Source organism: Paenibacillus sp. Dod16, assembly GCF_049893405.1.
Classification (GTDB): domain Bacteria; phylum Bacillota; class Bacilli; order Paenibacillales; family Paenibacillaceae; genus Paenibacillus_AQ.
Map to the genome: position 1 here is coordinate 18,347 of NZ_JBNDYG010000043.1, position 25,299 is coordinate 43,645.

The window sequence follows — 25,299 nt, forward strand, 5'->3', positions numbered from 1 at the left end:
TCTTATTGCTTCATAACCTAGCTGTAAGGAGATCTATAGTCATGGCAACCATCGATGATTTTACCAAGCTGGATATTCGGATCGGGACGATCGTGGAAGCAGAGCCTTTCCCGGAAGCGCGCGTTCCCGCCATCAAAATGAAGATTGATTTCGGCCCGCTCGGGATCAAGCGCACCAGTGCCCAGATTACGAATCGATATGATGCGGACACCATCATAGGTAATCAAGTCGTCGCTATCGTCAATTTTCCGCCTAGACGCATAGCTGGCTATCAATCCGAAGTGCTTGTCCTCGGCGGGGTGCCGGAGCAGGGAGACGTCGTGCTTCTGAAGCCGGATGTTGATCTGCCGAATGGCACTCCCATCGCTTAAACCTATTTCATCTGTCGGTCCGGTCGCTTGCGGCTTGGACCGACTAGATGAACCTCACCTCGCTGCGTCTCTTCAACAATTCAGCGGCTCCTTCCGCAATTTTCTGAACACCGATTTCGATGAGTTCCTCCTTCACCTGAGATACGCTTAGTCGTATCATGGATTCGTTCTTAAACTCAGGCAAGAACATGCTGCTGGCATCCTGAGCATATACGTTCTCATTCTCCAGATAGTGAACCAATTGATATGCTTTTAATGGTTCTGGCAGCTGGATCGTGGAATAAAATCCGGATGGCGAACCCGTAAAGGATAAGAAGGGCGGCAGGTGAGTTTGATAAGCCTGCTGGAGCAGAGCCCCTTTTTTACTATAGGTCTGCCTCATCCTCTGAATATGTGCTCGGAACATCCCGTTCTTCAGATAAATTTCGAGGGCGCCTTGCATGAGCACCGGACTGTGTATGTCCGCCGCGTGCTTCGCCCGCTGGAATATTTCACTCATCGCTTCGGGGATCACAGCCAAGCCCAGCCGTAGTCCGGGGAGCATGACTTTGGAAAAGCTCTTCGTGTAGATCACCCTGCCAGAGGGATCGAAGGCAAACATCGGATCATGTTTCGAATCCGGATCCAAATCTCCCATGTAGTCATCCTCGATGATATAGACATCATACTTCTGCGCAAGCTCTACAATCCTCTTCTTCTCCACATTGGTATAACTGTAGCCTGTTGGGTTATGGAACCTTGAGACCGTATAGAAAAACTTGATATCCCGAGTTTTAAAAATGTCCTCCAACCGCCCAAAGTCGATGCCGTTCTTCGTAACCTCAATCCCGTATGTCACGGCTTGATGAATCTTGAGGGAGTCCATCATGCTAAAGTGCGTGGGCTGCTCCACGCAAATATTGTTCTTTCCGTTAGGAAAAGGAAGGGAGACCAGCAGATGCAGCGCTTGCTGCGAACCGGACACAACAAAGATCCTTTCAGGAGCCGTGAAGACCTGCAAGTCGAGTAAATGCCGTGCTAACTCAATACGAAGTGACTGCAAACCCGGAATTTGGGAATAGGTGAATAACTCTTCTTTATATATTTCAATCGCTTGGTTCATGCAATGCTGAAAGTCTCGGTAGGGCATGACCGTTTTGTCAGGTCCCGCAGATCGAAAATCGATCACTTGGTCCGCTGGGTTCGAGAGGTTTATGTTTCCTCTGCCCTCCACGACATAGTAACCACTCTTGGGAACAGCATAGATAATATGTCTCTTTTCCAATTCAGCATAGGCCCGTATGGCTGTATTTTTACTGCATGAATAGGATTCTGTCAAAGCGCGGATGGATGGCAGTTTGCTGCCGGGTTTCAATAAACCATCCAGTATTTGGCGTTCAACTGACTGAATAATGTCGGTGTATTTCATATCTCGTTATACCTCCATTCGATCTGTACGGGTACAGAGCCGGAAAACATGCATTCTCACAACAACATGCTATAAGTATACTCTACAATACAGCAGGGGTTTGGTTCGATATTGTTTTAATTGAGAAGGCAGGGATCATGATGGAGGTTTCTCTGTGGAGCTTGCTTGCTATTGCACTCATAGAAACCGGGATTGCGATTCAAAGGAAACAACATGCCAAGCTGTTGATGTTGATTGGGATGGATTGTGTGCTGATCATGATCATTTTCATCGTTAGGAGAACGATGTAATGACGATTAATACGGAGGTTGAGGAATGGGATCGATGCATTTAAAATGGACATGGCTCTTCTTGTGCCTGATTGTGATGGTAATCCTTACGGGCTGTGACCGCATCAAGGAATCGGATCCGGGAGAGATTGTGAAACAGTATGTGGAATGGTGGGAGCAGGGCAGCTACGAATCGATGTATGATGTGCTGTCACTGGAGTCTAGACAGAAGATGACAAAAGAGGATTTTATAACACGATTTCGGAACATTTATGAGGGGATTGGAGCAGAAGACCTCACCATCACGACAGACTTTACGGCTCAGGATGCAAGCGAAACAAGGGATGAGCGAGTGTTCTATCCCTATCAAATCCAATTGGAAACATCGGCAGGTCGGGTGCAGGCAGAAGGTTCGTTTGAGCTATTAAAAGAGGAGGATCCAACCGAGACTAAGAAGCTGTCTTGGCGAATGGTGTGGCAACCTTCCTTGATATTGCCGGCTATGGATGCCTTGGATAAGGTGAACGTGCAGACGTTACCATCCAGCAGGGGCGAGATTTTGGATCGTAACGGTCACGGTCTGGCCATTAATGGCACGATTGAGGTCATCGGTATCGTTCCGGGTAAGCTCGGCGCCGATGGAGAACAGACCTTGGTTGAATTAGCTGAACGCCTGGGGATTTCGACCGAGATTATGAAGCGTAAGCTTGATGCGCCGTGGGTGAAAGACGATTTGTTCGTACCCATCTTGAACCTGAATGCCCAGCAGGGCAGAATGGATTACAGTGATCTGCCAGGCGTTGTAAAGAAGAAGGAACGTGCTCGAGTCTACCCTTACGGCGCGGCGGCAGCACATCTAACAGGCTACATCCGACAAGTGACAGAGGAGGATTTGGCCCATGCGCCCGAGGCGCAGTATGGACCGACTGAACTTATAGGTAAATCAGGATCCGAGCAGGTATATAATGAAGTGCTGCGTGGCCGGGACGGTAAGCGGATCTCGATCGTGGATTCCTCGGGTAAGGTCAAAGAAATCGTAGCCGAGAAGGAAGCGGTAGATGGTCAGGATATTCGTTTAACCATTGATGCTGAACTTCAAAAATCCATATTTGCTTCATTTCGTGAGGATGCAGGTACCGCAGCATCCATCAACCCCAAGACCAGAGAAATCTTGGCATTGGTTAACAGCCCGTCCTATGATCCCAATGCTTTCATTGTTGGATTATCGACAGAGCAGTGGGATGAGTGGAACCACAATCCGGATAAACCGCTATTGAATCGATTCACGAAGCTGTACGCTCCGGGCTCGGTATTTAAACCGATCACGGCTGCGGTTGGTCTGAAGCTTGGGGTTACTACCCCTGGAAAGGTCAGGGAGATCCACGGCTTGCGTTGGTCCAAAGACCCGAGCTGGGGAAATTATTACGTGACACGCGTGAAGGAAGTACCCGTCCTGAATCTGAGAGATGCTCTTGTGTATTCAGATAACATCTATCTGGTACAGGAAGCATTGGAGATGGGTGCGGATCCTTTTCTGAAGGAAGCTGTAAAATTCGGGTTCGAAGAGGGATTGCCGCTTCCATTCCCTTTCCCGAAAGCAAGCTTGGCTAATGAGGGGATCAAGAACGAAATTCAACTCGCAGACTCCGGATATGGTCAAGGTGAAGTACTCATGAGTCCTTTACATTTGGCATTGGCCTATACTCCCTTCATTAATGGCGGGAAGCTGATTCAGCCTGTACTGGATTTATCAGAGCAGGAGAACAAGCCTCAGAAGACAAGAGAGGTGTTGGATTCGGACACTGCCGGAATCATCAAGCGTATGCTCGTCGATGTGGTTCAGGATCCAAAAGGCAGCGGACACGGTGCTGATCTATCAGGCATTGAGCTTGCAGGGAAGACGGGAACCGCCGAACTGAAAATCAGCAAAGGCGAAAAAGGACAGGAGAACGGATGGTTCGTTGCGTTTGACACGAGGGAGTCCAAGCTTCTCCTTGCGATGATGATAGAGCATGTTGAAGATCGGGGAGGCAGCGGGTATGTCGTGAACAAAGTCGCGCCGATCTTGCAAAAATATTACGAAAAAAAATAGCTTTGAAAATAAGCTGACGAAAAGCTCTTGTTATGCGAATTGGACGGTTGTAATATGGAATAAAACTAGTCGGAGATGATCTTATGAGTAAGATTCAATTCTCAGTCCAAGTTCGATTGGTATCCGATCTTACCCGTTCCAAACAGTTCTATGAAGAAGTACTGGGTTGCGAAGTGAATGACGTATGGGCGGTCAGGGATGATTTTGCGCTCGGATTCAAGCTGATTCAGGCGGAATCCCGCGCTGATGTCACACCCAATCCAGCGGGGAAGGACCATACGACGCGCTGGGATACATACGCTTACGTGGGTACACATTATGATTTGGATGCGTTGTATGAAGAACTGACCTCCAGGGGGGCCGAAGTGGCACAGGAACCTGTATTCATGGAAGCGGACTGGGGCGTGTGGAAGGATTTTGCGATTCAAGATCCAGACGGCTACGTAATTGGATTTGGCTCCGGGATAAAGGACTAGGTGGGTGCGATGTCGGACATTGATATGAAGCAGGTCCTTATCAGCAGCGACCCTTCGCTGTTGGATTTGGATGCCATTGTACATTTTTTGCGGCGAAGCTACTGGGCTAATGAGCGTTCTGACCAAAAAATCAAAACATCGTTAGAAGGTTCTACGTGCTTCGGGGCATATTATGCCAACCGACAGATCGGTTTTGCTCGCGTGGTAAGTGATGGCGCAACCGTCTATTGGCTGTGTGATGTATTTGTGGATGAGGCATATCGTGGAATTGGCGTGGGGAAGAAATTAATCGAAACGATTACGACCCACGAGGATTACCTAAATGTATTCGGTATATTGGCAACGCGGGATGCCCATGGTCTGTATGAGCAATATGGTTTTGTCCGCGATCATGGAAAAACATTGACTCGTATGCCGGATTTTCTGCGGAAGGATTAGTTAGAAGGGGGATTCCTCAATGATTATATGGGTTAACGGCGCATTCGGTTCGGGGAAGACCCAGGCTGCGCATGAGCTTCAGCGAAGAATCCCGAACTCGTACGTGTACGATCCGGAAAATGCAGGTTACTTCATTCGCGATAATGTGCCAAGAGATGCCAAACGCGATGACTTTCAGCATTATCCGATGTGGAGGGAGTTTAATTACTCCATGTTTAAGTATATGGACCAGGAATCGGATCAATTGATCATTGCTCCGATGACCATTACAAACGCGGAATATTTCGATGAAATCGTTGGTAATTTGAGACGTGATGGCGTGAAAGTAGAGCATTTTACATTGTGCGCTTCCAAGGAAGTGCTCCTTAGACGGCTGCGGAGCAGAGGGGAAGGTTCGAATTCATGGGCCGCACAACAAATTGACCGGTGTATCAGCGGATTCTCGAATGAAGTGTTTCAGCATCATATCGACACGGATCATCTATCGATCGATGAAGTGGTCGAAACGATCGGTGCTTTGGCAAATGTGAAGCTGTTGCCTGATCATCGCAGCTCCGCCAAGAAGAAACTCGATCGAATCAAAACCAAATTTGCGCACATCCGATTTTTTGGATAACAAGTGGATGGATTTTCACATTTGAAGGTTTATTCGAAAGTTCGTAGTGTAGAGTTTTAGGATAGCGGGAATATAACTAAAGAAAAGGCGATTTCTCATATTGGGAAGTCGTCTTTTTCTGTCTGTAAGGTAACAGAAAATCTAACTGACAAAATATTTTATATGCAGCTAAATATTTTTCCTTAATGAAAAACAAGCTATAAATGTACGAATATTCTCAATGAAATCAAGAAAAATGGAGAAATCCATTAGAATGAGATCTGCGAAATTATAAAATTCCATTGACAAAATCCTAAAGATGGATTATTTTTTGTACATAGGAATTAAAGTTGCATTAGAGCAAAATAATTGGATCGCGGCAGGACGAGGTTTGAGAATGTCCGGGATCGTCTAAGGATTGAGCAAACTCATTATTGATGTGGAGTGGAGGAGAAGAAGAAGATGAAGAAGAGGACGAATAGAAACAGGATATTATTAGGGGCAGCCGCCATTCTGAGTTTGCTGCTGGTGTTAACCGCTTGCGCTACGGGAGAAGTGAAGCAGGAAGGAACAGCGGGTGAACAAGGGGATAAGAAAATCCGAGTGGTTACAACCATTGGACAGATTGCGGAACCCATCTCCGTTATTGGGGGAGATCGGGTCGAGGTACTGAGCTTGATGGGGCCTGGCGTCGATCCGCATTTATATAATGCTACCCAAGGCGATATCAAGAAACTGGATAGTGGCGATGTTATTTTCTATAGCGGGCTTCATCTCGAAGGCAACATGACGGAAATATTCGAACAGATCGGTAAGAACAAACCTGTACTGGCGATTGCAGATGCCATCCCGAAGGATCAATTGCTGCAGGATGATACGCAGGCCATTGATCCCCATGTGTGGTTTGACATCGATTTGTGGAAAGTGTCTTTGGATTCGGCTGTAGAGGAGCTGAAGTCCCTTGCTCCGAATGACGCTGACTATTTTGAAGAGAACAAGCAGAAGTATTTTGCCCAGCTGGATGAATTGAAAGCCGAGGCCAAGGATAAGTTGAGTCAAATTCCGGAAGAACAGCGGGTGATGGTTACCGCTCATGATGCCTTTGGGTATTTCGGCCGTTTGCATGGTCTGGAGGTAGTTGGACTGCAAGGATTGAGTACGGAGGATGAAATCGGCCTCTCGGACATTAACGGAACGATCGATATCCTGCTGCAGCACAAGGTGCCTGCCGTATTCGTTGAGAGCAGCGTCAATCCAGCTTCCATTAATGCCGTTATTGAAGGTGCTGCCAAGAACGGGCTGGATATAAAGCTTGGAGGAGAGCTTTTCTCCGATGCCATGGGCGAAGCGGGAACAACGGAAGGAACTTATATAGGAATGTATCGTCATAATGTCGAAACCATCTATCATGCATTAACAGGAAGTGGTGAATAAAATGTCTGTACTTCAAGTTCAAGACCTCAATGCATCCTATCGTAAAAATAAAGTGCTCCACCAAGTCTCCTTTCATGTGGAACAAGGCTCTTTAACCAGCATTGTCGGGCCAAACGGCGCCGGTAAATCAACGCTGTTAAAGGTCATGCTGGAGCTTCACCCCAAACTGTCCGGGAATGTGTCATTCTTTGGATCAAGCTTAAGCAAAACCAAGACCCGTGTCGGCTATGTGCCGCAGCGCGGATCCGTGGACTGGGATTTCCCGACCGATGCACTGGATGTTGTCATGATGGGTCTATACGGCCGGGTGGGCTGGCTGAAACGACCGAACAAGAGCCATAAGGAAAAAGCGATGGCATCGCTGGATCAAATGGGCATGGCGGACTTTGCCGACCGCCAGATCAGCCAGCTCTCCGGCGGACAGCAGCAGCGCGTATTCCTCGCTAGGGCGCTTGTCCAGGATGCCGACCTCTATTTCATGGATGAACCGTTAGCTGGTGTTGATGCGGCAACCGAGCGGGCGATTATGACCACGCTGAAGGATCTAAAAATGGCCGGTAAAACGGTCATGGTGGTCCATCATGATCTGCAGACGGTTGAGGATTATTTCGACCATGTGCTGCTTCTGAACCGTACGGTCATTGCACATGGGAAGACGGAAGATGTATTCACGAAGGAACATGTATACCGCGCCTACGGCGGTTCGCTTCGCTGGATGAAGGAGGCGTAATTCATGCTGAATTCATTATTATCTCCGAACACGCAATGGGTGCTATTGAGCACATTAATTCTGGGCATGGCAGCCGGCATGATCGGCTGTCTCGCCTATTGGAAGCGGCAAAGTTTGATGAGTGACGCATTGTCTCATGCGGCTCTTCCGGGTGTCGTGGTTGCTTTTGCATTGACCGGAAGCAAGAATCTGCTGGTGATGATACTCGGAGCTGCTGTCAGCGCCTTAATCGGAGCCTGGATGATCCAGTGGATCCGTACTTCCAGCCGCATTAAGGAAGATACGGCCATGGGCATGATTCTATCCGTATTTTTCGGACTGGGCATTATGCTGCTTACCATTGTGAACCGAACAGCGGGCGGGAATCAGAGCGGACTGGATAACTTTATTTTCGGTCAGGCTGCATCCATGGTTCGTAAGGATGTTTTTACGATGCTCATTCTGGCTGCTTTAGTTATTCTGGTTGTCTCGATTGGCTTTAAGGAATGGAAGCTATTCCTGTTTGATCCCGATTTTGCCCGGGGATTAGGGATGAATAGCCGTCTGATGAATTCCCTCTATATGGGGGTGCTTGTTCTTGTCATTGTCATTGGTATTCAGGCCGTTGGCGTCATTTTGATGGCGGCCATGCTGATCATACCTGCCGTAAGCGCAAGATATTGGACTCAATCCTTCAGAATGATGGTCATTTTGTCGGCAATATTTGGTGGCGGCTCCGGGTTTGTCGGCACCTTGGTCAGCACGATCGGAAAAGGATGGCCTACAGGACCGTTTATCGTTGTCGCCTCTTCCATATTGTTCACGGTTTCTCTGGTCTTCGGTGCCGAGAAAGGACTGCTAATCCAGGCGCTGCAGCTCCGCTCTCAGAAAAAAGAACATATGGACTCCAATAACCCATCGGTTCTAAGTCCGCGGTTGTCCGAAAGGGGGAGCAATCAATGACCTATACAGGATGGATATTGCTAACGGCTTCTCTCGTCGGATTATCTTGCGGTATCGTTGGCGTGTTCCTGATACTGCGCAGAATGGCGATGATGGCCGATGCTATCAGTCATACTGTGCTGCTTGGGATCGTAACGGCTTTTATCGTCACAAGAGAATTAAGCGGACCTCATATGCTGATCGGTGCGATTATTGCCGGATTGCTGACAGCGGTTCTCGTTCAATGGTTTCATTCCCGGGGCGTTCAGCAGGATGCTTCCATCGGTGTTGTATTTACAACCTTGTTTGCGATTGGCGTCATCCTGATTGCAACCCAGGTTGGCAATGCCCATCTGGATACCAAGCATGCCCTCATGGGTGAGATTACGTTTGTGCCTTGGGATGTGATGCACGTTCCTCTATTAGGGGAGGTACCTAAAGCTACCTTCATGCTGGCAGCCGTACTCCTCGTTGTACTGATCGTCATCCTGGCATTCTATAAGGAATGGAAGATTACGTCCTTTGATCCGGCTTTGGCGGCCAGTATCGGCATTCCTGTCGTGCTCATGCACTATGTATTTATGTCGCTGGTCTCCATCACGACGGTTGCATCGTTTGATGCCGTGGGAGCGATCATGGTGGTGGCTATGCTTATAACACCTGCCGCAGCAGCCTATCTATGGACGGATAAACTCTCCATCATGCTGGTGTTAAGCGGTGCATTCGGCGTCATTTCTGCATTCATGGGTTACTACGTCGCGTTATGGCTGGACACCTCCATCTCAGGCTCTATGGCATTTGCTACCGGAATTGTATTTATTCTCAGCTTCCTGTTCTCTCCGAGACATGGCGTGCTCTCCCGCTATCTTCATAAATTTAATACGCATGGCAGTGAAGAGAAACTGGACGGTGTATCCTGAAATAAGGATGCTGCATGAAGCTTGGGCGATGAGATGCCCAGGCTTCTTTTTGTCTTCCAAAACCTGAGGTGTGTTATAATCAGGAATTAATGCCGTGGTGTGAAGGTTATTTCAAAGGAGTGAGTACATATGCAGATGGAGTCAACAAGACTGGTGATCCGGGATTTTGAGGAGGAGGATTTTGCTGGTATTCATGCCTATGCCTCAGACCCATTAGTGACCGAGTATACGATGTGGGGACCGAATACGGAAGAGGAAACTTTAGAATATTTAAAGGAAATCCACCAAATGAAAGAGCAGAGCCCCCGCGACAGCTATGAACTGGCGATCGTGCTAAAAGATAGCGGCCAGTTAATCGGCGGTGTAGGTCTTCACCGATCCAAGACAAACGCAGAGCTTGGGTACTGCTTGAATTCCGCCTATTGGCGACAGGGTTATGCTACGGAAGCTGCTAGCGTCATGTGCCGTTTTGGTTTTAAGGAGCTGGGAGTTCATCGGATTTACGCCACCTGCAGGCCGGGAAACATCGGGTCAGCTGCGGTTATGCGCCATATCGGAATGAAGCAGGAAGGGCATCTTCGTCAGCACCTATGGTTTAAAGGGGCTTACCATGATTCCTATTTATTCTCCATCCTCAAAGATGAATTCGAAGTTTAAATCTATCATATGGTTAAGGAGCTTCTGCCTGCATGGATAATACCCAATTGTTGATCCGTCATAATGGAATTTCGATTTACGAGGAAGCGTCAGGTAAAGTGTATTATACGAAAGAGAATCATGTGTCCGTTGTTGTTCTGGCTAAGCATGGCGATAAACTGCTGTTGATCCGCCAATATCGCGCCGCCGTGGATGACTACGTCATTCAGTTACCCGGTGGTGGCGTAAGCGAGGAGGAGGACCTGGAATCGGCAGCACGCCGTGAGATGCTGGAGGAAACGGGCTGCACCTGCGGCAAGCTTCATTATCTGGGCACGCTCTATCCGGCGTCCTGGAGATGCAATGAGATTGCCCATGTTTATTATACGGATGAGGTAATCAGTCAAGCGGATCAGCAGCTCGAGGGATACGAGGACATCGACGTAGTAAGAATGAGCGTAAAGGATTGCCTGCACCGGATTAAGGAGAATGAGCTTCAGGACTCCGAGCTGGTCTTTGCGATGATGCAAGGTTTGCTCAAGGGATTCATTCAGAATAATTAAGCATATCGTGGATAAAAGAGTATAAGTCGATCTCGATCCACCATGAACTATAATCCGTATGAAGAGCCGTGCCGATACAGAACTTGTCTGTATGGGGCGGCTCTTTTTTTCGTGAATGATGGACAAATTCATCATTTATGCCGCGGTGACAAACTTGGCGGCCTTGGAACGAATATAATTCACTATGAGCATAAAGGAGTGTTCGACCCATGGGAAGGCATCTGCTGATCTATGATGTGGAGTGGTGGATTTTAGGTAAACATGCAAAGGTCATTCAACAGTTTCACCCATCCCTGGATCTGATGTCCATCGGGGAATTGGATCGGTATCTGGAACGGCACAGCAGTGAGGATATGAATCAGGCCTATGACCGAATCGGTGCAATGTGCTTGGGAATCGCAGCCTATTGTATTTTCAAGCATATTCGTATCGACGCCTCGGCAGCGGTCTCTTATTATTATTTCAGTCAGAATTACGAAACCTTTCGCGAATGGATCGGTGACGAACTGATCCCCGACCCGGAGTTTCTCAGGCTGGTCATTCCCCGAATCGGCGTAATCGGTGCGATGAATCAACAGCTGACCCAAGTGCTTAGACAGGTGGCTCCGGAGGCTAACGTGGAATATATCGGGCATTTTGTAGACCATCGATTATTCCAACCATGCAAGATATTGAGCAGGGGTAGTGCTCCGTTTGTCATAGGCTGGGCTGGAGATCCTGCGAAACGATCCAAAAATTACGCTACATTATATAAGCATATCCGTGACCATTTCCGCCAAGATGAACGGATTCGATTTATTGAAACAGCCGGAGCTTACTCCTATGAAGAGATGCCTAAATTTTATCATCAGCTGGACCTGCTGCTCATCACTTCGGCAAATGAGGGCAGCGCAGCTCCTGCACTGGAGGCCTACGCATGCGGGGTACCCGTGTTAGGAACAAATGTGGGTAATATTAAAGCTGCGGCTCATCCGGATGCGCACGGCTTGATCTTGGACAGTGACAATCCGGAGAATTTTATCAACATGATCGATCAATGGATGGGAGAGCAGCGTAAGCTGGCTGACATCGGACAGCAGTGCAGACACTACATTGAGTCATATTGGACAATAGAACAAGTAATAGAGCGCTGGTTAAGGGTGTTATTCCAATGGGAGAAGCAGCCGTGAAGGAGGGGAGCCTGTGTTAGATCGAGTATCCGTGCTGATTCCGTATCAATCGGATGGAAACGGACCCAGAGATACAGCGTTTGAGTGGGTATTGGGCTTCTACGCACGGATGATGCCGGAAGTCGAGGTATGTGTAGGCGAAATAGCGGACGCAAGGGAGCTCTTCAGCAGATCCAGGGCGATCAATCGTGCGTATCACCAGTCTACCAAAGACATTATCGTGATTGCGGATAGCGATATCGTATACGACCCGAACCTGTTGAGGAAATCCATCACTTACGTGAACAGCGGGCAGTGGGTCATTCCCTTCAGCCGGATCCTTCGTTTATCCAAAGAAATATCGCATTTGCTGCTGCAGCAAGAAAACATATGGCCATTGACCGTTAAAACTGAAACAGCCGCGGAGCAGGCGACCGCATTTGTTGGCGGATTTAATGTGCTTGGCCGCGAAGCCTATGAAACGGTAGGAGGATATGATGAACGATTTGTCGGTTGGGGCGGGGAAGATGAGGCTTTTGCCTATGCGCTGGATACTTTGGTCGGCAGCCATATCCGCCTGGAAGGGGAAATGGTTCATTTTTGGCATCCATTCGTAGGACCTGACGGGAATCCCAATTACGATTCCAATTATGCGCTGTATCTGCGCTATCTAAAGGCGCGCGGCAATCAGGAAGAGATGCGGCTATTGATTCAGGAAGCATCTTCTCAATAAGGAGGGGCGAATAGCTTATGAGGCTGTCAGTAATTGTACCGGTATTAAATGAAATCACCTTCGTTCCATTGTATATAGAAAGTGCGATCCGTTACGCGGATGAGATTATCATTGCCGACGGTGGCAGCACCGACGGGACCATTGAGGAGATCGAGCGCCTTCAGCAGCGCTATGCGATTCGACTGTTCCATGTCCAGCAGAGCGGAATGCCATACACCGAGGATTGGAACGAATCCGTGGTCCGTAATTTTTTGATTGATCAGGCCCAAGGAGACTGGATCATGAATCTGGATATCGACGAGCTGATGGATGATCGATTCGCTGATGTTTTGCCAGAGCTCGTGAACCGTCAAGACGTGGATATCTATCAGTTTCCCTTCGTTAATTTCTGGGGGGATCCGTGGACGATTCGGATGAATAGCCCTGGCGATGAGCGCTGGTCCAATGATATCACCCGAATGTGGAGGGCCAAGCAAGGAATACGCTATCGTGATGAGAAGCATCACTGCACGCTGGAAGCTGCGGATGGCCGGAGTATATGGAGTATCCCCCGCGGGCGATGCGATGTGAACGTGTATCACTACCACTATGCACTTGGCAACAAAATCAAGTACAATGATAACCGCCGAGGAGATGTCAATGTTCAGATGAATCTCGGACAGCCGGATTGGACATTCAAGCCTGAAGCCTATGATATCGTCACACAGCCTTATGAGGGCAAGCATCCTGAGGTTATCATGAACTATCTAAATCGGCGGGATGCTTTAGGATCTTAACCGAATAATCAAGAAATAACCCCTCCAAGACCTGATTGTAGAATCAGTCATCTTGAAGGGGTTACTTTTATTATTCCGTTGTCATATTGTTGAAGCGTGGACAGACGAGCATAAGTGGCTGACAGCTTGAGTTACCCCGACCCGGTCCAATACCTGCAGATTGGATATTTGAGTTAGCAAGGAATTGAGCTGCTGTTCATGATAGCTTAGGGAATCCACCCAATAATGATCGGAGTGGACCTGCGGGTGGACATCTGTAGAGCCGCAATATACGACTTGATCAAATCGAACCTCCGAGAACAGATCAATCCGGTTTGTAAAATACAGCCGCGGGCCTATTTTTCGGGTTCCTACGATGAGATGGCCATGATATACATGGGTGTACACAATTACTAGCAGATTCTCGTTCTCGCTCAAACCCTTCACAATCTGCTGCCAGCGTCTGGAATTGGTCTCCCAAACGGTAAGACCGAGCACCAGCACCACTTTTGTTCCGGCTTGATTGACTCTAGATGCGATTTCATCCGGACGATCTACCATATGAAAAATGCTATCCGGTCCTTTTGGCGACCTCCACGGTTTGTTCCATTTTTGTTCATAATAGGCTTTATTCTTATTCCATAACTCGTTATAGACATGATTCTTAAGCTTCTTGATCGTAACGCTCCCGTGATGATAAACAAAGGCGTCTTCCACGATGGCCAGGCGGTACCCTGCGTTCCAGACACGTTCACAATAATCATCGTCTTCAAACATCCCGAGTCCATAAGCGGGATCCAGTGCCCCTACACGTTCCCATACATTCCGCCTAATGGCTACACAGAAAAATCCAAGCAGATCGGTATAACGGTATCTTCGCCGGTAATGCTCGTAGAATTCGCTAAGCCAGCGGGGGTGAGCGCCTTGAACAGCATCCCCTATAAAATGATCCAGCGCTTGATCGTTCCCCACGTGATTAGACATCGGACCCGTCATAGCTAACATTTCGTCTTTCTGAAAAGGTCTCAGCAGGCGCGAGATCCAGCTTCCATCCGGAACAAGCGTATCATTATTGAGCAGAATGATAAATTCTCCGCTTGATTGCGCGCATCCCAGCGTGTTGCCAGCGGCAAAACCGAGATTCGTAGGCGAGGTGATCACTTTGATCAGCGGATGATTTTGACTCCTGAGATAGGCGGATGTCTGATCATTTGAGGCATTATCTACGATGATTATCTCCAGGTTCGGATAATGACCCGGTTGAAGGAGTCGATGAAGGCATTGCTGTGTATAAGACCAGTTATTATGAACAACCAGGATTACACTGACTTTGGGGAACAGGTACTGCACGATATCACCATGAAGCACTTCATATCGATGATCCCAGTTGTTGAGCTCGGCAAACTGCTGGCGCTGTTCAATGACGCTATGCTCGGACTGTAGAAGGGCAGCTTCAATTGCCTCTTCAAATTGCGCGGGAGTATCCGCAATCGTGACCAGGTGATCTGCAACGGTTTTCACTTCAGGAAGTTCCGTTGAGATGACCGGCTTGCCTGCTGCCAAATATTCGTACAGCTTAACTGGATTGGTAGCTTGCGTCAGCTCGTTCTTCTTGAACGGAATTAAAGCGACCTGGAAGCGATGCAGATAAGCAGGGAGTTCATGGTACGGCTTCTCACCTAGCAATAATACGTTACTCAGTTCCTCGATCCCCGAGGTGTCACAGCCGAAAGTATTTCCAAGGAGGACAAACGTCCAATCCGGCCGACTTCTGGCGAGTGACTCCATCAGCTGAATGTCAAACCAGTCGGATATTGCCCCGTAGTAACCAATTATCGGCTGATGAATAGACTCAAGCTCTGGCAGCGCCTCATCAGGCGGCTTCGAGAAGTGAGCAGTATCTGCTGCATTGCGGATAAGTACAGCCGAAGGATTGTACTGGGAGGCCCAGTCATGCAGATGCTGGGAGGTTGTTACCACGAGCCCCGCTTCTTGCAGCAGCTGTTCTTCCAGCAGAAGCATTGTCTTGTCGTTCGTTGAGAAACCTGCATGATGATCCATGCAGTCGTAGACGATATGATGCTGATCCATAGCGGTAACGAGTGGAGTCCAGAATGGAAGATCCACGATGGAGACCAGTTGGGATAATCCAAATTTATCCCTTACATGCTCTACCGACCACTTCAAATACTGGATATCCCAGTATTCCATTCGATCCCGGTACAAATTCAAAGGCTGATTGGCGCACAAGGTAACCAGCCATATATTACGATCAATATTTTTAACCTTAACCTGACGGCTGATTTCTTCTCTTGACGCTTCCTCTTTTCCTAACCCTACAATCTCGGGATTTACGTAGAACACTCGATGCCCCTGCTGAGCGAATTGCTCTGACATCTGCTGGGGGCGCTGCCATCGGAACTGCCAATCAATGACGGGAAACCGCATGATGTCGTACAACGGCATCGTACCAGGCTCGGGCTGCTCCCCAGCGGGCATGCTTACGTCCACGGCCTGGATAGGTGCATGATCCATAAGTTGTATGGATCGCGGGTATGTCATTGGTAATGTGTACGCGGGAGTTGGAGGTGGAGCGGATCGCTTCCTTCGGATATATTTCAAAGCAAGTTGGCGCTGTTTCCATTGACGCAAGGCCGAGCGATGGGTTGAAGATTTACGTCGGCGGTAAGGCTTGATTTTATTCAAGGTTAGCCTCCTCTCTGGTGCAAGGGTCTATTTAACAAACTATGTATCATTCCAAATATCTGTATGGGTAGAACACCAGATGAAGGGGAAATACCGGGAAAGATTGGAAAGGGCACCACTGATTGCAGGCTTCCGGTGTCCAGGAATTTAGGCCATTTCCTTATCTTTGACCTTCCAGGTAGCCATTGTCCCGGCATTCACATAAGGTACCAATGACCAAACAAAGGGAGGGGCACTTGTGAGGAGATACTGGAACAGGAGTCTTGATGAGGGATGCAAAGAAATCACAGTCCGAAAAAAGAAAAAGCGTAAAAAGACCTCGTATTCGATATGGAGTAAATTTTTATCTCTGCGTCGAAAGCTCATCCGCAGTATTGCAGGAATCCGATTGCAGATTGCTCGATTGAATGAACGGCTAAATGCGCTTCAAGAGCAGGTGAACGGTTTACGAGGTGGAGCAAGTCCAGGTGCAGGTCCAGGTGCAGGTCCAGGTGCAGGGGTAGGTCCAGGCAGCAGCATCATTGCTTTTTTAAGAGGCAGGTTGAACAGCCGGGTTACGGTGGAAACAACGGCAGGTACCATATTCGGAACGCTGATCGCGATTGGAGAAGATTATGTTCAGATTGCAGAGCCGAACGGTAGTATCGTCATAATCCCGCTCCGCAGTTTCTTGTCTATCGCTTGATAAAAGATGGGAGGAAGCAGATAGTATGGACTTTTCAGAAATTCTGGCTACTTTCGTGGGCAGAACGGTAGAGGTTGTTCAGGTCAATCAATTTCTGCAAGGTCAGTTACGATCCTCAGCAGACGGATTAATTACAGTGGAAGTGGTAAGCTCGAATTATATCCCTACCTCTCAAGTGGTCACTGTGCTAAATGAGAGTATTTCATTCGTGCGCATTCTGCCTCTCTGAAGGATGGCCATGTTTCAGTGTTTCGGTCTCGTCAATCATGGAATTCCTCCATTTCAAGTAATGATGGGGGTGTCGATGCGTCAAGCTGGTCATTCGTAGTCTTCGGTGGTATAACGCCTCCGCCACGTGGCATAGCTTGTGTGTACCGGATAGCTTCATTAATTGTCCGATATCCTCATACAATCTCCCTTCAAAGAGAGTATGAGGATCCCAGCCGTCGACCTGCGTAAGTATGGGAACATTGAACATGCGCGGAGCTACGGCTGGGGCCTCGTGCAGCAGCACATAAGGAGATAAGGAAGAGGGGGCTGCTTTAACTCCTTGATACACGAGCTGTTTATTTGCGCGTTCCAGCCACTCCGTATGATTAGCATAAACGACGGCCGTATCCTGTTGGCTGCCAGCCTCCCTCAGGAGGATCTCCAGCGCATCAGGAGCAAGCCAGTCATCGGCATCCAGCTCCAATAACCAGGGGGCTTTTGCTATTTTCAATATTTTGTTCAGAGCTCGTGATTTGCCTATATTCTCTTCTTGCCGAATCAGCTTAATGCGTGGATCCTGAGGCAGTCTCATCAGATAATGTGCGGTCTCTGCATCGGTTGACCCGTCATCGAGAATCACAAGCTCCCATGCCCCGAGGGTCTGCGCTAATACGGACCGCACAGCCCAAGGAAGATATGCGCCATCATTATAGGTGCACAAAGCAATAGTCACCAGAGGAGGGCAGTCAATATCCGGTGGCTGTGATTGTGCTTGGGCACCAGCTTTGAGAAGAGGGAATATGGCCTGCCATTCCTCAGCTTCTTTCATCCAGGCGGGCGCCTGGCGTTGAAGGTACAAGAATCCATCGGAATCAACTTCCGTCCATTCATACCGCGTGGATAACTCGAATTGTTTATCGATCAATACGTACCTCTGGAATGGCAACTGCTCTCTAGTTCTGAAACCCGGTGTCTGTCCTGTCATGACAGTCTTCGTGCGCCATAACAGCGGACCACGGGGAATCCGTAAAGGTGAAACGTATCTGTTCCTAGATGGTGACAACTGATCTATATTCGAAGCTGGATTCATGATATAGCCGGCAGAGTACTCGCTACAGGACCTTAGCCAACGTTCAATCTCTTCCTTGGCATGAGGCTGGACAGTATCTCCGGCATGGAGCGTTATGAACCACGGCTTAATCTCCCGGGCAAGTGTCTCATTTAGGATCGATGCGGTCACTTCTTCGCTAGGAATTATCACAGGAAGGGCATCGGGGCAAACGCGTTTTATCGAAGCTGCGGTATTCTCGCTTAAATGGGGATATGAACCTGGAAGAATAAACACCAGCATAACCGTTCAGTTCCTTTCTATCTTGTCTTCGCCGTTGTTAAACCCAATTCGTCAACCCAATCCTGTTTATCGTATGCCCGCAAGCGCTAGGCGGATACAACAGCCTATAACATTCTCTAAGTTGCGACGCTCTAGTAAATCGGGAATAATAGAACCTAGAGGCAAAAGCCGGAACCTTTAGATGGGGGAAAATAAATCAGATGAAATCGACTCATAGTCATATCATTCAGCAAGCTCAAGATTTTGCACGTTCCGTGCATGGACAAGATTCCAGCGGTCATGATTGGTGGCATGTTCAGCGTGTCACCCGCATCGCCCGACTCCTAGCTTATCTTGAAGGGGCGAATGCATACATATGTGAGTTGTCAGCCTACCTGCATGACGTTGCTGATGAGAAGCTGAATGAATCAAAGGAAGCGGGTTACGAGCGGGTTCAGCAATGGTTGAACCAAGCCGGTGTTGAAGCATCTGACCAGGAGAACGTGTTGGAGATTATTAGTACGATGTCGTTCTCAGGCGGAACGGGGAGCGCCATGCGTACATTGGAAGGGCGAATTGTACAGGATGCAGATCGTCTGGATGCGATTGGTGCAATCGGGATTGCCCGTACTTTCGCTTATTCCGGATGGAAGGGTCAAAGCATGTACGATCCATACATTTCCCTTCGGGAGCATATGACACAAGAGGAATATCGAAAAGGCAAAAGCACGGCCGTTAACCATTTCCATGAAAAGCTTCTGAAGCTGAAGGATAAAATGAATACGGAATCGGCAAGGCTGCTGGCAGATGGCAAGCATCAAAGTTTCGAGCTCTTTCTCCAGTTATTCGATAAAGAGTGGGCGTTGGGGAATGAAGCCTACCTGCACGAATCCCCGATTCATCGCCGGAATGTATCACGTGTCCATATTGCCTTCGATGATTCAACGGCAGGGTCGTTAAAGATGATGCTGCGCTCGAAACCGGGAGAGATCGTGGTTACATTGGGCGATAACCTTATGGTAGGGCCGCTTCCCAAAGACCATGATTTCTCCCGTTCGTTCTCTACCCGAAATAAGTGGTTTCAGGAACGATACAGCATTGCGCATGCGGAAGACAGAAAATTAACAATGCTGCAAGCCGCCTTCGATTGGCTGACCTGGCCCCAGCAGCTGACCGGACAAGCGTTCATCGTCAGCAGGATCCAAACAGTTGGTATCGGGGAACGTTTGAGATGACTTCAGATAAACTTCAAATCGTGCTGGATACAGCCGAGCAAGTTCCATTATCGCCGCAGGATCAGGCTGGCTATCGTGCGGATTGGCAGCGTCTCGTAAACGACGATGGGTTCCTTCGCGTCCTTCAAGGCGAGCGGCTGTGCACCGTTCCTGAATCTTACTATGATGCAGATATACTGCAAGCCGCTTATCGTCTTGAGGCCAGACATGGGTTCTTCAAGAAATCAGCCCGCATTATTGGCGAGGTGATCGGAATGGGTGAATTAACCGTTTCCGACTCTTTTATCGAATATCGGGTTCGTCACCTGATTCAGGAAGGCGCATTAACCTACTCCGGCGAGCTGGATGCCATGCGAAATTACAGCATATCACTTGTGGATGCATCGACTTCCGAGGAACAGTGGAGCCATGAACAACGCTTGGCTAAGATCGTGAAGCTGAAGTCGCTGCTGCATGAGATGATGGAAATTAACATTGCAGAGAGTGGATTCATGGAAGAACTACGCCAATTGGATGCAGAGGGTCTGGGAGCATCTGTTTCCTCCAACCAGGAAACTGTTACGACCAGCATACAATCTCAAATCGAGGACTTTATGAGTTCGTATCATCATCATCAAGAACAACGTATATCCTTGATGGGTTCCCTGGAGAAGGTGTTAACCCAGATCGATGAAACGGCTCCGATAGAATAGATGAAACACATTCGAACAAGGCCTTAATTGTTATATCATTCAGACCGAGAAATGAAAGTGGAAAGCGGTGGAGTTATGTTATTTACAGCACAGCAGATTCAAACCATACGAGAACAAGCGCTTGGGATGGACAAGCGTCGACAAGTAACACCCGAAGTGTTGGCAGCAATATATGATCATCGTTTGTTTCACTTGTTTGTGCCCGATGAGCTTGAAGGAAGAATGACATCGCTGCCGGAGGCTGCGCGCATTTTTCAGGAGAGTGCCAGGATCGACGGCAACCTGGGATGGCTGGTTACGATTGGTGCAGGTGGAGGATTCTTCGCTGCGCTGATGAGCCGGGAGGTGAGCCGCCGCGTATTCGCGCACCGCGAAGCGGTGATTGCGGGCAGCGGGATGCCAACAGGTACGGCAAGACAGGTAGATGGCGGATATATTGTGAACGGCAGCTGGAAGTATTGCAGCGGTTCTACCTATGCTACGACCTTTACAGCCAATGCAGTTATTGAACCGGCTTCCACGGTACAAGATGCAGCTGATGTACCGAATGCGGACCAGGACGAGTCTCATATTCGATCCTTTATTCTGAATCCTGATCAAATCGAGATTCTGGAGGATTGGAATGCCTTCGGACTGCGGGCAACGGCGAGTCATACGATATCTGCTGTGGAGGCGTTCGTGCCGGTGGAGATGACGTTCTCCCTTACGGAAATCCAAGCGTATGAGAACGAAACGATCTATCAATATCCCTTCCTGCCGTTTGCCCAAGTATCTTTTGCTGGCGTCGCAGCGGGCATCGCCGAGCATTTCCTTGAGGCCGCGGAATCGCTTGCGACACAGCGAGGAAGCTCTTCTCATGTGTTCAGCAAGCTGGAGGAGCGTAAGGCTGCTTTGGAGCTATCTGTTTCGGATTTTTATAAAACGGTGGAAAGCTCATGGGAGGAGCTGCTGCGTAATGGTGAAATATCAAATGCAACGGAAGTAGAGGTAACCGCCCGCAGCATAGCAGCAGCCCAAACCGCGTTATCCTGCGGCCAACAGATGTTCCCGCTGTTGGGTTTATCCGCTGCGATGGAAGACGCCGATATCAATCGCTGCTGGAGGGATCTTCAGACGGCATGCTCGCATTCGCTGCTAAGAAACTTCTGATGGAGAAAAAAACCATGAGCTGCATACCAAGCAGCTCATGGTTTTTATGTTTCGGCATTGCCAGAGATATCTACATTCGCTTCATTTGATAGGATTTTATTTCGCTTATTCGTTAAACCAGGAAATAACGCTGCGATAAAGGCAGGTGGGAGGATGGGGCGCTTGTCAGCCTCTCGCCGTTAACGGTTACCGCATAAGTCACCGGATCGACCATAATTTCTGGTGTCTCACCATTGTGAACCAGATCGGCCTTTCTTACGGTTCGGCAGTTTCGAACAGGCAGTAGCTGTTTGCGCAATCCTAATGGATCAAGCGTACCCAGCTGCAGGGAGGACTGGGAAACGAATGTTGCGCTTAGTGCAGCCTGCGCTCCGCCATAGCTGCCGAACATCGGCCGATACATATAAGGCTGTGGTGTAGCGATGGAAGCGTTCGGATCGCCCATGACCGCGTGTACAATCATGCCGCTCTTCAGTACGATCTCCGGCTTGGCTCCGAAGAAGGCGGGTTTCCAGAGTACGAGGTCGGCCATTTTCCCGACTTCGATGGAGCCAACGTAATCGGATATGCCATGGGTCATGGCAGGGTTAATGGTGTATTTGGCGATGTAGCGCTTGATTCGGAAATTGTCCGATTTCGTATCCGATTCTAGCGAACCGCGCTGTTGTTTCATTTTGTCCGCCGTTTGCCATGTACGGATAGCGACTTCACCAACACGGCCCATCGCTTGTGAATCGGAGCTGGTCATGCTGATTGCGCCAATGTCATGGAGAATATCTTCAGCCCCAATGGTCTCTGCTCGGATCCTTGATGCGGCAAAGGCAACATCCTCCGGAATACGCGGATCAAGATGATGGCAAATCATCAGCATATCCAGATGTTCGTCAACCGTATTTACCGTATAGGGCATGGTCGGACTGGTCGAGGAAGGGAGGACATTCGGCATGGATGCTACCCGCAGCAGATCAGGGGCGTGACCGCCTCCCGCACCCTCGGTATGATAGGTATGAATCGCCCGGCCGTTAAAGGATCGCAAGCTGTCTTCAACAAAACCCGCTTCATTCAGTGTATCAGTATGGATGTTAACCTGCACATCCAGTTCTTCGGCAACATTTAGACATTTGTCAATCACATAGGGCGTGCTGCCCCAGTCTTCGTGAATTTTGAGTCCGGCCGCACCTGCATGGACTTGTTCCGCCAGCGCTTCCGGACGGCTGCTATTCCCGCGGCCCAGAAAAACCATATTTATCGGAAGAGCATCCGTCGCCTGCAGCATCCGCTGCAGATTCCATACCCCGGAAGTACAATTGGTTGCCAGAGTTCCCGTAGCAGGCCCGGTGCCTCCCCCAACAAAGGTAGTGACACCGCTTTGGAGCGCGATTTCGACTTGCTGTGGACTAATGAAGTGCACATGCGAATCCACACCGCCAGCTGTTACGATCATGTTCTCGGCGGAGATAACTTCGGTGCCCACACCGATAATCATACCTTCGGTGACCCCATCCATCATGAGTGGATTTCCCGCTTTTCCGATACCGCAGATGAACCCGTCCTTGATCCCGATATCCGCTTTAACAATTCCCCAAGTATCGATAATGATGGCATTCGTAATGACCAGATCCAGTGCGCCTTCCGCGCGGGTCGCGAGGGGATGCTGCCCCATGCCGTCACGTATCACTTTACCGCCGCCAAACACACATTCATCCCCGTAGACGGTATAATCCTTCTCGATCTCAAGCCAGAGGGAGGTGTCGGCCAGCCTAACCCGATCCCCAATTGTTGGCCCGTACATGCTGGCATAGGTAGCACGATCAATTGTTGTCATAAGCTCACCACCCCATTGATTTTTCCGTTCGTTAACCCTGCAAAACCGTGAATCTCCTGGGTGCCGCCAATTTGAACAAGTGTGACCTCCAAGGTTTCCCCGGGTTCGAACCTGGTCGACAATCCGGAAGCAATATCTAGCCTGTATCCCTGCGTGCCGTTCCGCTCGAATAACAAGGCGGGATTGCATTCGTAAAAATGGAAGTGCGACCCTACCTGAATCGGTCGGTCTCCACTGTTGGTGACTTCACGCGTAATGCGAGGGCGGCTGGGTACCAGCTCAATCGGCTCATCTCGCAGGTCGTATTCGCCTGCAATAATGCCGGGTGCGTCTGACGCGCCTTGAATCGGGTCATGAACGCTGACCAGCTTGGTACCATCCACAAAGGTGGCTTCGACTTGGACTTCCCTAAGCAAGTGGGCGACGCCGTCCATCACTTGATCCGCTGACAGCACATGACGCGCTTCTTCCATTAATTCGGCTACAGACTTACCATCACGAGCTCCTTCAACAACATAACCTGAAATGAGTGCGGCCGCTTCAGGGTAGTTCAATTTCAACCCGCGGGCTAACCGTTTCTGCGCTAATTCCGACGCGAGGAAAAGCAATAATTTGTCTCTTTCCTGGTAAGTGAGATGCATCCTGGCCACTCCTTCACATTGTATTTGTTAGAATACTTCACACACCGTGTGGTGTGTATAAAGATAGTGATGCATAATGGTGTTTATTTTGGATAAATGTAGCACTACCCAAATAAATAGTCAATATTAATGTGAGATATTATTACATTAACTTCACTTCACGATCAGATTTACTCCAAGCGGGATAGAGGATTTCTTATAAGCACAAAAAAAGACCCTGTTCGGGCCCTTCACAATTTATCGAAACTTGCCATAATCTTTAATATGCACTTCAACCAAACATTCCACCGGCAGCTTCTGAAGCTCCTGTCGCCAGTTCATCTTTTTCCATTGCGCGTAACCAACACGGTTACGGACAACCGTTCCTATTCCGAGGCTATCTACCTGATGCTGTTTCATGAGCGTAATGATGCGATCGCCTTTTTTCGAAATATATTTACTGATCCGCTTCTCCAGCTCATGCCGTTCCCGATCATTGCTCAACCTGGCATCGCCGATGTATTCCAGAACAGTGCCGGTCACTTTAATATGATACGTCACTTTGTCAACGCCCTGAGCTCCACGGGTGACTTTCACTTTACGTGAGCTGATCAATGAACTGAACATGACAATTTCCTTCGTGTCACCGGGCTCCGCTAGTTCTATATTTATTTGGCCATCTCTGAATTTGCCTTTCAGAAAAGCGAAGACCATTGCATCCTGAGGTTCGATCTTCGTTACATAACGATCATCTCGAAATAATGCGATTCCATTCGTCGTAATGTAATTATTCTCATGCTTCTTAATAATCGGAGCAACGGGGTCTATACCCTGATCGAAAAAATCCCTAGCAAAGTTGAACAAAGTTACCTTTGGAATCGTCTGCCCCAGCGCTTCTTTTTCAAGCAGCATGTCGATATATCGACCTGTACGCGGATGCTGACTGTAATCGTCGATTTCTTTGCTGCTCTCGGCGGCACTCACTTTGACCTGTGATGAAATGGAGGGATCTCTGAACAAGGTGTCCAGATGTCCATGAAGTCCATTTTTCGCCATCGAAAGGCCGAACAATACGTTGCGGATTTGTCCGCTTACCAGCAGCATACCCGTTCTCCTGGACATGATCATTTTCGCTTCTTTGCTGCTCTCGGCGGTCGCCGTCAATACCTCCCGTTTAGCGGAGGTTTCCGGATCCGCTTGGGGAATCGAGACCGTGATGGCTAGCTTGCCATCCGGCAGCAAATCATAACTGGTGGTCTGGATGAAACCCAGATCTTCCAGAATCCTCTGATCTCCGCAACCTGATAGAGGGATGATACACAGCAGGAGGAGCAAGCATGTACATTTTTTTAACATAT

General features: G+C 48.8%; 26 protein-coding genes. 20 read left to right on the forward strand and 6 right to left on the reverse strand.

The features are described from left to right. The first annotated feature begins 41 nt into the window (after positions 1 to 41). A complete protein-coding gene (gene csaA, locus ACPV3A_RS27860; RefSeq protein WP_076323418.1) occupies positions 42 to 371 on the forward strand; it encodes a chaperone CsaA in 330 nt (109 codons plus the stop codon). Positions 372 to 414: 43 nt separating this feature from the next. Here the strand turns inward: csaA and ACPV3A_RS27865 are convergent, their stop codons facing one another. Then, positions 415 to 1,779 carry a PLP-dependent aminotransferase family protein gene (locus tag ACPV3A_RS27865; protein ID WP_426202648.1) on the reverse strand — a complete coding sequence of 455 codons (1,365 nt, stop codon included), beginning with the start codon at positions 1,777 to 1,779 and terminating at the stop codon, positions 415 to 417. A 137-nt stretch (positions 1,780 to 1,916) separates the two neighbouring features. Here ACPV3A_RS27865 and ACPV3A_RS27870 point away from each other — a divergent pair, with 137 nt between their 5' ends. From ACPV3A_RS27870 to ACPV3A_RS27935, 14 genes are all read left to right on the forward strand, one after another. Further along, positions 1,917 to 2,069, forward strand: coding sequence for a hypothetical protein (locus ACPV3A_RS27870; RefSeq protein ID WP_194542536.1), 153 nt, complete (start codon positions 1,917 to 1,919; stop codon positions 2,067 to 2,069). 25 nt (positions 2,070 to 2,094) lie between these two features. Beyond that, the gene (locus ACPV3A_RS27875; RefSeq protein ID WP_426202651.1) at positions 2,095 to 4,140 is read left to right on the forward strand and encodes a penicillin-binding transpeptidase domain-containing protein; all 2,046 of its coding nucleotides are present in this window, start codon (positions 2,095 to 2,097) and stop codon (positions 4,138 to 4,140) included. An 83-nt stretch (positions 4,141 to 4,223) separates the two neighbouring features. Beyond that, positions 4,224 to 4,616, forward strand: a complete 393-nt coding sequence (locus tag ACPV3A_RS27880) for a VOC family protein (protein WP_426202653.1) — start codon at positions 4,224 to 4,226, stop codon at positions 4,614 to 4,616. Positions 4,617 to 4,625: 9 nt separating this feature from the next. Next, on the forward strand, positions 4,626 to 5,054 hold the full coding sequence (locus ACPV3A_RS27885; RefSeq protein ID WP_426202654.1) for a GNAT family N-acetyltransferase: 429 nt from the start codon (positions 4,626 to 4,628) through the stop codon (positions 5,052 to 5,054). Positions 5,055 to 5,073: 19 nt separating this feature from the next. Continuing rightward, complete coding sequence (locus ACPV3A_RS27890; RefSeq protein ID WP_194542540.1) at positions 5,074 to 5,670, forward strand: AAA family ATPase; 597 nt, start codon at positions 5,074 to 5,076, stop codon at positions 5,668 to 5,670. 441 nt (positions 5,671 to 6,111) lie between these two features. Then, positions 6,112 to 7,083 (forward strand): metal ABC transporter solute-binding protein, Zn/Mn family, encoded by a 972-nt coding sequence (locus ACPV3A_RS27895; protein ID WP_194542541.1) that lies wholly within the window; start codon positions 6,112 to 6,114, stop codon positions 7,081 to 7,083. Between the two features lies 1 nt (position 7,084). Further along, entirely contained in the window at positions 7,085 to 7,813 is a 729-nt protein-coding gene (locus ACPV3A_RS27900) for a metal ABC transporter ATP-binding protein (protein ID WP_194542542.1), read from the forward strand. A gap of 3 nt (positions 7,814 to 7,816) precedes the next feature. Continuing rightward, positions 7,817 to 8,755 (forward strand): metal ABC transporter permease, encoded by a 939-nt coding sequence (locus tag ACPV3A_RS27905; protein WP_426202657.1) that lies wholly within the window; start codon positions 7,817 to 7,819, stop codon positions 8,753 to 8,755. Further along, positions 8,752 to 9,654, forward strand: a complete 903-nt coding sequence (locus ACPV3A_RS27910) for a metal ABC transporter permease (protein WP_113059910.1) — start codon at positions 8,752 to 8,754, stop codon at positions 9,652 to 9,654. Before ACPV3A_RS27905 ends, ACPV3A_RS27910 begins: the two co-directional genes overlap by 4 nt. 129 nt (positions 9,655 to 9,783) lie before the next feature. Beyond that, on the forward strand, positions 9,784 to 10,311 hold the full coding sequence (locus ACPV3A_RS27915; protein WP_426202659.1) for a GNAT family N-acetyltransferase: 528 nt from the start codon (positions 9,784 to 9,786) through the stop codon (positions 10,309 to 10,311). A gap of 32 nt (positions 10,312 to 10,343) precedes the next feature. Then, positions 10,344 to 10,853: an NUDIX hydrolase gene (locus ACPV3A_RS27920; protein WP_426202661.1), complete on the forward strand. Its 510-nt coding sequence runs from the start codon at positions 10,344 to 10,346 to the stop codon at positions 10,851 to 10,853. A 209-nt stretch (positions 10,854 to 11,062) separates the two neighbouring features. Continuing rightward, positions 11,063 to 12,022, forward strand: coding sequence for a glycosyltransferase family 4 protein (locus tag ACPV3A_RS27925; protein ID WP_426202663.1), 960 nt, complete (start codon positions 11,063 to 11,065; stop codon positions 12,020 to 12,022). Positions 12,023 to 12,035: 13 nt separating this feature from the next. Continuing rightward, positions 12,036 to 12,734, forward strand: coding sequence for a galactosyltransferase-related protein (locus ACPV3A_RS27930; protein WP_339296506.1), 699 nt, complete (start codon positions 12,036 to 12,038; stop codon positions 12,732 to 12,734). Positions 12,735 to 12,751: 17 nt separating this feature from the next. Next, positions 12,752 to 13,510, forward strand: coding sequence for a glycosyltransferase (locus ACPV3A_RS27935; RefSeq protein ID WP_339223960.1), 759 nt, complete (start codon positions 12,752 to 12,754; stop codon positions 13,508 to 13,510). An 81-nt stretch (positions 13,511 to 13,591) separates the two neighbouring features. Here ACPV3A_RS27935 and ACPV3A_RS27940 read toward each other — a convergent pair whose 3' ends face one another. Continuing rightward, complete coding sequence (locus ACPV3A_RS27940; protein WP_426202666.1) at positions 13,592 to 16,195, reverse strand: glycosyltransferase; 2,604 nt, start codon at positions 16,193 to 16,195, stop codon at positions 13,592 to 13,594. Positions 16,196 to 16,433: 238 nt separating this feature from the next. On the opposite strand from ACPV3A_RS27940, the gene ACPV3A_RS27945 reads away from it, so the two are divergent. Further along, complete coding sequence (locus ACPV3A_RS27945; protein WP_426202669.1) at positions 16,434 to 16,880, forward strand: hypothetical protein; 447 nt, start codon at positions 16,434 to 16,436, stop codon at positions 16,878 to 16,880. A 25-nt stretch (positions 16,881 to 16,905) separates the two neighbouring features. Further along, on the forward strand, positions 16,906 to 17,109 hold the full coding sequence (locus ACPV3A_RS27950) for a hypothetical protein (protein WP_071220647.1): 204 nt from the start codon (positions 16,906 to 16,908) through the stop codon (positions 17,107 to 17,109). Here ACPV3A_RS27950 and ACPV3A_RS27955 read toward each other — a convergent pair. Beyond that, the gene (locus tag ACPV3A_RS27955) at positions 17,083 to 18,441 is read right to left on the reverse strand and encodes a glycosyltransferase family 2 protein (protein ID WP_426202671.1); all 1,359 of its coding nucleotides are present in this window, start codon (positions 18,439 to 18,441) and stop codon (positions 17,083 to 17,085) included. The two genes, ACPV3A_RS27950 and ACPV3A_RS27955, sit on opposite strands and share 27 nt — an antisense overlap. Positions 18,442 to 18,641: 200 nt before the next feature. Between ACPV3A_RS27955 and ACPV3A_RS27960 the strand changes: the two genes are divergently transcribed. The 3 genes from ACPV3A_RS27960 (at position 18,642) to ACPV3A_RS27970 (ending at position 21,496) form a co-directional block, all read left to right on the forward strand. Continuing rightward, positions 18,642 to 19,655, forward strand: a complete 1,014-nt coding sequence (locus tag ACPV3A_RS27960; RefSeq protein WP_426202673.1) for a DUF1835 domain-containing protein — start codon at positions 18,642 to 18,644, stop codon at positions 19,653 to 19,655. Next, entirely contained in the window at positions 19,652 to 20,347 is a 696-nt protein-coding gene (locus ACPV3A_RS27965) for a DUF3658 domain-containing protein (protein WP_426202675.1), read from the forward strand. The genes ACPV3A_RS27960 and ACPV3A_RS27965 overlap by 4 nt, the downstream gene beginning before the upstream one ends. Positions 20,348 to 20,422: 75 nt before the next feature. Continuing rightward, positions 20,423 to 21,496 (forward strand): acyl-CoA dehydrogenase, encoded by a 1,074-nt coding sequence (locus ACPV3A_RS27970; RefSeq protein ID WP_426202677.1) that lies wholly within the window; start codon positions 20,423 to 20,425, stop codon positions 21,494 to 21,496. A gap of 112 nt (positions 21,497 to 21,608) precedes the next feature. Here the strand turns inward: ACPV3A_RS27970 and ureC are convergent, their stop codons facing one another. From ureC to ACPV3A_RS27985, 3 genes are all read right to left on the reverse strand, one after another. After that, positions 21,609 to 23,321 carry an urease subunit alpha gene (ureC, locus tag ACPV3A_RS27975; RefSeq protein WP_426202679.1) on the reverse strand — a complete coding sequence of 571 codons (1,713 nt, stop codon included), beginning with the start codon at positions 23,319 to 23,321 and terminating at the stop codon, positions 21,609 to 21,611. After that, on the reverse strand, positions 23,318 to 23,962 hold the full coding sequence (gene ureA / locus ACPV3A_RS27980; RefSeq protein ID WP_426202682.1) for an urease subunit gamma: 645 nt from the start codon (positions 23,960 to 23,962) through the stop codon (positions 23,318 to 23,320). The genes ureC and ureA overlap by 4 nt, the downstream gene beginning before the upstream one ends. 237 nt (positions 23,963 to 24,199) lie before the next feature. Beyond that, on the reverse strand, positions 24,200 to 25,297 hold the full coding sequence (locus ACPV3A_RS27985; protein WP_426202684.1) for a Ger(x)C family spore germination protein: 1,098 nt from the start codon (positions 25,295 to 25,297) through the stop codon (positions 24,200 to 24,202). Between the last annotated feature and the right edge of the window lie 2 nt (positions 25,298 to 25,299).

Excerpts from the sequence above, each read along its gene's own strand:
- csaA (WP_076323418.1), top strand. The coding sequence starts at position 42 with ATGGCAACCATCGATGATTTTACCAAGCTGGATATTCGGATCGGGACG.
- ACPV3A_RS27865 (WP_426202648.1), bottom strand. The coding sequence starts at position 1,779 with ATGAAATACACCGACATTATTCAGTCAGTTGAACGCCAAATACTGGAT.
- ACPV3A_RS27870 (WP_194542536.1), top strand. The coding sequence starts at position 1,917 with ATGATGGAGGTTTCTCTGTGGAGCTTGCTTGCTATTGCACTCATAGAA.
- ACPV3A_RS27875 (WP_426202651.1), top strand. The coding sequence starts at position 2,095 with ATGGGATCGATGCATTTAAAATGGACATGGCTCTTCTTGTGCCTGATT.
- ACPV3A_RS27880 (WP_426202653.1), top strand. The coding sequence starts at position 4,224 with ATGAGTAAGATTCAATTCTCAGTCCAAGTTCGATTGGTATCCGATCTT.
- ACPV3A_RS27885 (WP_426202654.1), top strand. The coding sequence starts at position 4,626 with ATGTCGGACATTGATATGAAGCAGGTCCTTATCAGCAGCGACCCTTCG.
- ACPV3A_RS27890 (WP_194542540.1), top strand. The coding sequence starts at position 5,074 with ATGATTATATGGGTTAACGGCGCATTCGGTTCGGGGAAGACCCAGGCT.
- ACPV3A_RS27895 (WP_194542541.1), top strand. The coding sequence starts at position 6,112 with ATGAAGAAGAGGACGAATAGAAACAGGATATTATTAGGGGCAGCCGCC.
- ACPV3A_RS27900 (WP_194542542.1), top strand. The coding sequence starts at position 7,085 with ATGTCTGTACTTCAAGTTCAAGACCTCAATGCATCCTATCGTAAAAAT.
- ACPV3A_RS27905 (WP_426202657.1), top strand. The coding sequence starts at position 7,817 with ATGCTGAATTCATTATTATCTCCGAACACGCAATGGGTGCTATTGAGC.
- ACPV3A_RS27910 (WP_113059910.1), top strand. The coding sequence starts at position 8,752 with ATGACCTATACAGGATGGATATTGCTAACGGCTTCTCTCGTCGGATTA.
- ACPV3A_RS27915 (WP_426202659.1), top strand. The coding sequence starts at position 9,784 with ATGCAGATGGAGTCAACAAGACTGGTGATCCGGGATTTTGAGGAGGAG.
- ACPV3A_RS27920 (WP_426202661.1), top strand. The coding sequence starts at position 10,344 with ATGGATAATACCCAATTGTTGATCCGTCATAATGGAATTTCGATTTAC.
- ACPV3A_RS27925 (WP_426202663.1), top strand. The coding sequence starts at position 11,063 with ATGGGAAGGCATCTGCTGATCTATGATGTGGAGTGGTGGATTTTAGGT.
- ACPV3A_RS27935 (WP_339223960.1), top strand. The coding sequence starts at position 12,752 with ATGAGGCTGTCAGTAATTGTACCGGTATTAAATGAAATCACCTTCGTT.
- ACPV3A_RS27950 (WP_071220647.1), top strand. The coding sequence starts at position 16,906 with ATGGACTTTTCAGAAATTCTGGCTACTTTCGTGGGCAGAACGGTAGAG.
- ACPV3A_RS27955 (WP_426202671.1), bottom strand. The coding sequence starts at position 18,441 with ATGCTGGTGTTTATTCTTCCAGGTTCATATCCCCATTTAAGCGAGAAT.
- ACPV3A_RS27960 (WP_426202673.1), top strand. The coding sequence starts at position 18,642 with ATGAAATCGACTCATAGTCATATCATTCAGCAAGCTCAAGATTTTGCA.
- ACPV3A_RS27965 (WP_426202675.1), top strand. The coding sequence starts at position 19,652 with ATGACTTCAGATAAACTTCAAATCGTGCTGGATACAGCCGAGCAAGTT.
- ACPV3A_RS27970 (WP_426202677.1), top strand. The coding sequence starts at position 20,423 with ATGTTATTTACAGCACAGCAGATTCAAACCATACGAGAACAAGCGCTT.
- ureC (WP_426202679.1), bottom strand. The coding sequence starts at position 23,321 with ATGACAACAATTGATCGTGCTACCTATGCCAGCATGTACGGGCCAACA.
- ureA (WP_426202682.1), bottom strand. The coding sequence starts at position 23,962 with ATGCATCTCACTTACCAGGAAAGAGACAAATTATTGCTTTTCCTCGCG.
- ACPV3A_RS27985 (WP_426202684.1), bottom strand. The coding sequence starts at position 25,297 with ATGTTAAAAAAATGTACATGCTTGCTCCTCCTGCTGTGTATCATCCCT.